Consider the following 5,930-nt stretch of genomic DNA (forward strand, 5'->3'; position numbering starts at 1 on the left):
GTTTCCACACCTTCGGCGCCGGTGTTCATGGGTAAAAGCTTGTCATAACCGAAAAGATCGTGCATATACTTCTCATACGCTCCCAGCTGATCACTGTAAAATGCGCGGGAAACCAGGGTCAACTTTTCGGCCTGATTCTTCAGGGTGTCGATGATCCGCGGGTGACAATGTCCCTGGTTGACGGCAGAATATGCCGATAGAAAATCATAATAACGATTGCCTTCCGGGTCCCATACATGTACTCCTTCACCTTTGGAAAGCACCACCGGCAGGGGGTGATAGTTGTGAGCTCCAAACTGTTCTTCGAGCGAAATGGCTTGTTCCGTAGTAGTCATGTATGGTTTAATTATAGTTAATCCTATTGAACATACAAGATAGGATCTTAAAAAGAGAAGAAAAATATACTTTCTGAAGGATTTTTAAAATGTTGATTTCAGTTTAATGGGTTTTTTAATTTGAGCCAGCTATGCAAAAACCATTCTTTTTAGCCAATCTCTTCATTTTTGCGGATTCACATTCAGAATCCTCACAGAGGCCTTTATTTGCAACGGTTTTGAATTTGCTCATGATTTGATATTTCCCGATGCTTCGGGACTGGTTTGTCAACATCCTTTTAGATGATGAGCTTTTAGATGATGAGCAAGCAGCGGATTGCGGGCATAGACCGTTGAATAAACACCTTGAGCAAAGAATAGTATTGTCAAGGTTCAGGGCTGCAGATTCTCACGCCTCAACCTCTGCCCCGATAGGGACGGAAAGGGGTTGGAAATGAGAGGCTGGAGGGTAGTAATTGGTAATTCCGCCTCGTAAAGGATATATTACGCCGTCGATTAATGTTGAACCCTGGAGTATATTGCTCGAGGGTTTTTTTATTGGGCAGAACTCCAACTTTCTCTATGGATTATATATATGCATTGGATTGACCTGACGATTTTTGTCTGCTACATGATAGGCATGTTAGGCTTCGGAGTCTTCTTCCTGCAAAGAAACAAAGGGGCGGACGACTACTATGTGGGCGGACGAAATATGAGCAGCCTGCATATCGGCCTGTCGGTCGTGGCAACCGATGTCGGCGGCGGGTTTTCCATTGGGTTGGGGGGACTCGGTTTTGTGATGGGGATATCCGGTTCCTGGATGCTCTTCACGGGACTGGTGGGAGCATGGATGGCGGCCGTATTATTGATACCCAAAGTTAAAGGCAATCCGGTTTTTGACAAGGCCTTCACCTTTCCCGAGATTTTCAAGCACTATTTTAACCCGGAAGTAGCCCTTGTGGCCGGGATCATCTCAGCCATAGGATATGCCGGGTTTACCAGCTCCCAGATCCTGGCCGGCGCCAAGCTGGCACAGGGTACCTTTGCCAACCTCGATCTGCAAACAGCGCTCATTATCATGGGATCTGTGGCCGTAATCTATACAGTCATGGGGGGTCTTAAAGCCGTTATCTATACGGATACCGTGCAGTGGACCATCCTGATGCTGGGTCTTATCTTTGTGGGCATTCCGATCTCGTACAATGCTATCGGCGGGTGGGAGGCCATATCGCAGACGGTTGATCCCGAATTGCTTTCGATGAGCAACCTCACCTGGCAGCGCGTCGTATACTGGGGAGCAACGATTATTCCCATCTGGTTTGTGGGGATGACGCTCTACCAGCGTATCTATGCCTGTAACGACGAAAAGACGGCAAAGAAGGCCTGGTTTCTGGCGGGACTTTTCGAATGGCCCGTTATGGCGTTTATGGGCGTGGCGTTGGGACTTTTTGCCAAAGTGGCTGCCGCCCAGGGCATGTTTGACTACCTCGGGGCCGCAAATGTCAGCGATACCGACCCCGAGACCGGCCTGCCGATGTTATTGCGCACGGTACTACCCGTGGGATTTATGGGCATTATGATGAGCGCCTATTTTTCCGCTATTCTCTCAACGGCCGACAGCTGCCTGATGGCTTCATCCGGTAATGTGGTTTCCGATATTATCGGGTATTTCAGGGAGGTGGATCATGACAGCGACACGTTTCTGCGGTTTTCCCAAGTCACGACTCTCCTCATCGGCGCCGGCGCCTTGCTTGTTGCCAGTATGATGACTAACGTACTGGATCTGATGCTCTATTCCTATGCTTTTATGGTATCGGGACTGTTTGTCCCGGTTGTGGGCGCATTCTACTGGGATAACAGCAGCAGTACAGGCGCAATAGGAGCCATGATGCTGGGAGGCGGAACGACCTTGATTTTGCAATTGCTTCTTGAAGATATTGTCTTAAACGTTCAGAAGATCCCCTTTTTTGATTTTAATCAGGTAGTGTTGGGAATAGAAAAACTTCCCGCCGGACTGGATGCCAATGTATTTGGAATTTCAGTTTCGATCATAATGTTTGTAACATTATCACTGCTGTTTCCGGACCAAAGCGACGACTCTTTATGACGTAGAGAAATGACATTTTCCTTTTGACTCTAATCTACCATCATGCAATTTGACATCATATATTCTGATACAAAAAATCCAACCGTTTTTTCCCGTAAAGATATTGCTGATTTTTTGTATGAACATCTCGATGAATATGGAGATGAAAAACGCCATATATCAAGCTGCATAAGTTATGCCTATGGCGATGAAGCAGGTCAGGATGGTTTTATCATCGTGGCCCACCGTGATGAGCAGATCCGGGGAGCCGTCATTATTAACCACACCAATATGGGCGGGTACATACCGGAGCATATATTAGTGTATATTGCCGTTCACGGTGAAGCCCGGGGACAGGGGATTGGCAAGCAGCTGATGGAGCGATCGATTGAGGCTACCGAAGGTGATATTGCCTTACATGTGGAGCCCGACAATCCGGCTAAATACCTGTATGAGAAATACGGCTTTACCAGTAAGTATTTAGAAATGCGACTTAAGAAATAGGGCATGGCCTATTTAAAACTATATCGCGACAAGTTACGTGCGAATTATCATTTTCTTGATGAGCTGTTCAAGAAAAATGACATCAAGTGGGGAATTACAACCAAGCTGTTATGCGGACATGAAGCCTATCTGAAAGAGGTGGCCGATCTGGGGATCGGCGAGATGCACGACTCGCGCATCAGCAACCTCCGGAAGATCAAGGAGATCGACCCGGATACGATGACGACCTATATCAAGCCGCCGCCCAGGGATATTATCGAATCGGTGGTAAAATATGCCGATGCCAGCCTGAATACCGAGCTTTCAACCCTGCACGCGCTCTCCGAAGAGGCGCAAAAGCAGGACAAGGTGCATAAGGTTATCATCATGATTGAGATGGGGGATCTGCGGGAAGGCGTGATCCGGGAAAACCTGATCGGTTTCTATGAGAAGGTGTTTCAGCTGTCTCATATCGAGGTGCTGGGGATCGGTACCAACCTGAACTGTATGCACGGGGTCATGCCCGATGAGGACAAGCTGATTCAGCTGTCGCTGTACAAGCAGATTATTGAGTTGCGGTTCAACAAAACGATCCCGCTGGTATCGGGCGGTACCACGGTCACGATTCCGCTGTTGTTGCGGAACCAGCTGCCCAGCGGTATCAACCATTTCAGGGTGGGTGAGGCCCTTTTTTTCGGCAAAGACCTGTTTACGGACGGAACGATTGAGGGCATGCATAATGATGTGCTGGAGCTGTATACACAGGTTATTGAAATTGCTGAAAAGCCGAAAGTACCAAGTGGCGAGCTGGGCAAGGATCCGCAGGGAAGGACGGCGAATATTGATGAAGAAGAATACGGGGAAACTTCCTACCGCGCCATCCTGGATATTGGATACCTGGATATCAATCCCGATCACCTGATCAATGTGGAAGAGGATGTTAAGATCGTAGACGCCAGTTCCGATATGCTTATTCTGGATGTCGGGGATAACAAATCGGGTTACGAAGTGGGAGACTTTATCCGTTTTCGCATGAAATATATGGGGGCGCTGGGTATTATGAACTCCGACTATATTGATAAAATGGTAGAGTGAGCGTTCCATTTCTTTCAGCGTTAAAAAAACGGAACCCGAAAAAGGAGTCGCCGGCTGAAGAGATTATGCAGGCATTCCCTGCGCCTTCTCTGTATAACCCTGTGCTATAACCAACTGAAATAAATAAACTTCTGAAACACAATTATGCCCGATTTTGCCAGGGTAATGGATTACCCCGATGAAATGTATATTTTTGATTTTACGAGGGACTACGACCCAAATTTTATCAGCACCAAAGAGTGGGGGATCGGCCGGTATAATGAGAAGCGAGCGGGCATGTACGTGGCCCCGCAGTACGATAATCGTCGCAATATCCACATGGGCATTGATATATGGACCGAAGCCGGAACCCCGGTATTTTCGTTTTACGGGGGGACGATCGCTTACCTGCGTGATAATAATGAAAAGGGCAATTATGGTCCCACGCTTGTTATCGAATATGCTCTGAATAAAAAACTTTTTGCCCTTTACGGGCACTTGTCCCGCCGCTCCCTGGCAAGTTGGTCGCCGGGCGATGCCGTCGGCCGCGGCGAGCAGATCGCAACCCTGGGTACGGCGGAAGTTAACGGGGGATGGGCCCCGCATCTGCACTTCCAGCTGTCGCTCGAAGATCCCGGGGAAGCCGATATGCCGGGGGTTGTTGCGGATGAGGAACGTGACCGGGCACTCCGGATCTATCCCGACCCACGCCAAGTGCTGGGCGATATTTATGAGTATTAATCGGTCTGTCAGTGGACGAAGCGAAAACCATGTTGAGTGTTATATAGATCATGAGGAGCTTTAAAATTGATTGGAGCTTTAAAGTCAATTATTGACATGAAGCTCAAAAATCGGCAGCCTTTGATAACTGACAACTGATACATTGGCAATTCTGCTCTAAAATACGCTAATTAAACACCTTTATATTTAATTTCACTAAAGAGCGTACTTTGAATGTCTTTTAACATACAGCCACACTTGCGGGAGCTGACCGAACTGCGTCACCAGCTGCACCGGCGGGCCGAAATTTCCGGCTCGGAATCTGAAACCGCCCGGCTTATACATGATTTTTTAAAAGAAACCCATCCGGATGAAATTCAGGAAGGAGTTGGGGGACACGGGATCCTGGCTACTTACCAGGGAGGAGATGAAGGTCCGCATATATTGTTCCGGTGCGAGCTCGATGCACTGCCCATTCCGGATGAGATCGAAAGCGATTACCGCTCGGAGTCGGAAGAAGTGGGACACAAGTGCGGGCATGACGGACACATGAGCATCATTTGCGGGGTGGCAAGGCTGCTGGCCGAAGAGCGACCGGCAGCAGGTACAGTCACGCTGCTTTTTCAGCCGGCGGAAGAGACCGGACAGGGCGCCCGGCAGGTGCTCGGGGATGACATCTTTCAGGCCGTGAATCCCGATTACTGTTTCGCCCTGCACAACCTGCCGGGTTATACCAGGCACCAGATTGTCGTTCGGGAAGGTACTTTTGCCGCAGCTTCGGTCGGACTCGAAGTGAAGTTAAAGGGACAGACCGCTCACGCCGGTCACCCCGAAGAGGGCAGAAGTCCCGCCACCGCCATGGCTCAGCTGGTCCAGGCGCTTTCGAGCGTACCCCAGTTTTACAGCTCGCTGGATCAGGCTGCGAAAGTGACAGTGATCAATGCGGTTCTCGGGGAACAGGCCTACGGCACTTCCCCCGGCAGGGCGACGGTACGTGCTACCTTGCGCACCTACAGCGATGAGCTTTTAGCCTCCGTGCAAAGCCAGTGCCTCGAGATCGCAGAGGGACTGGCCGGTACCTACGGGCTGGATATTGACTATGACTGGGTTGAGCCCTTTGCGGCTACCATAAATAATCCCGAAGCCGTTGATATCATTCGCAGTGCCGCAGCACATCAGGAAAAGGATATCCTGGAAAAGGAGAATCCCTTCAGCTGGTCCGAAGATTTCGGTCATTTTACGAAAGAAATACC

General features: G+C 49.3%; 6 protein-coding genes. 5 read left to right on the forward strand and 1 reads right to left on the reverse strand.

Annotation, left to right across the window (positions count from 1 at the left end):
* Positions 1 to 335 (reverse strand): aminotransferase class III-fold pyridoxal phosphate-dependent enzyme (locus ACESLU_RS10400; RefSeq protein WP_372638586.1); only part of this gene is annotated, 335 nt, incomplete at its 3' end.
* A gap of 574 nt (positions 336 to 909) precedes the next feature.
* Here ACESLU_RS10400 and ACESLU_RS10405 point away from each other — a divergent pair.
* The 5 genes from ACESLU_RS10405 to ACESLU_RS10425 all read left to right on the forward strand — a co-directional run.
* Positions 910 to 2,421 carry a sodium:solute symporter gene (locus ACESLU_RS10405; protein ID WP_372638587.1) on the forward strand — a complete coding sequence of 504 codons (1,512 nt, stop codon included), beginning with the start codon at positions 910 to 912 and terminating at the stop codon, positions 2,419 to 2,421.
* A gap of 42 nt (positions 2,422 to 2,463) precedes the next feature.
* Positions 2,464 to 2,904, forward strand: coding sequence for a GNAT family N-acetyltransferase (locus tag ACESLU_RS10410; RefSeq protein WP_372638588.1), 441 nt, complete (start codon positions 2,464 to 2,466; stop codon positions 2,902 to 2,904).
* Between the two features lie 3 nt (positions 2,905 to 2,907).
* On the forward strand, positions 2,908 to 3,978 hold the full coding sequence (locus ACESLU_RS10415; protein ID WP_372638589.1) for an alanine racemase: 1,071 nt from the start codon (positions 2,908 to 2,910) through the stop codon (positions 3,976 to 3,978).
* A gap of 144 nt (positions 3,979 to 4,122) precedes the next feature.
* Complete coding sequence (locus ACESLU_RS10420; RefSeq protein ID WP_372638590.1) at positions 4,123 to 4,698, forward strand: peptidoglycan DD-metalloendopeptidase family protein; 576 nt, start codon at positions 4,123 to 4,125, stop codon at positions 4,696 to 4,698.
* Between the two features lie 213 nt (positions 4,699 to 4,911).
* On the forward strand, positions 4,912 to 5,930 hold a 1,019-nt coding region (locus ACESLU_RS10425; RefSeq protein ID WP_372638591.1), incomplete at its 3' end, for an amidohydrolase.

Source organism: Fodinibius sp. (assembly GCF_041642155.1).
In the GTDB taxonomy this organism is placed as follows: domain Bacteria; phylum Bacteroidota; class Rhodothermia; order Balneolales; family Balneolaceae; genus Fodinibius.

Bases quoted from the DNA above. Each gene is read 5' to 3' on its own strand.
- ACESLU_RS10405 (WP_372638587.1), top strand. From the start codon at position 910: ATGCATTGGATTGACCTGACGATTTTTGTCTGCTACATGATAGGCATG.
- ACESLU_RS10410 (WP_372638588.1), top strand. From the start codon at position 2,464: ATGCAATTTGACATCATATATTCTGATACAAAAAATCCAACCGTTTTT.
- ACESLU_RS10415 (WP_372638589.1), top strand. From the start codon at position 2,908: ATGGCCTATTTAAAACTATATCGCGACAAGTTACGTGCGAATTATCAT.
- ACESLU_RS10420 (WP_372638590.1), top strand. From the start codon at position 4,123: ATGCCCGATTTTGCCAGGGTAATGGATTACCCCGATGAAATGTATATT.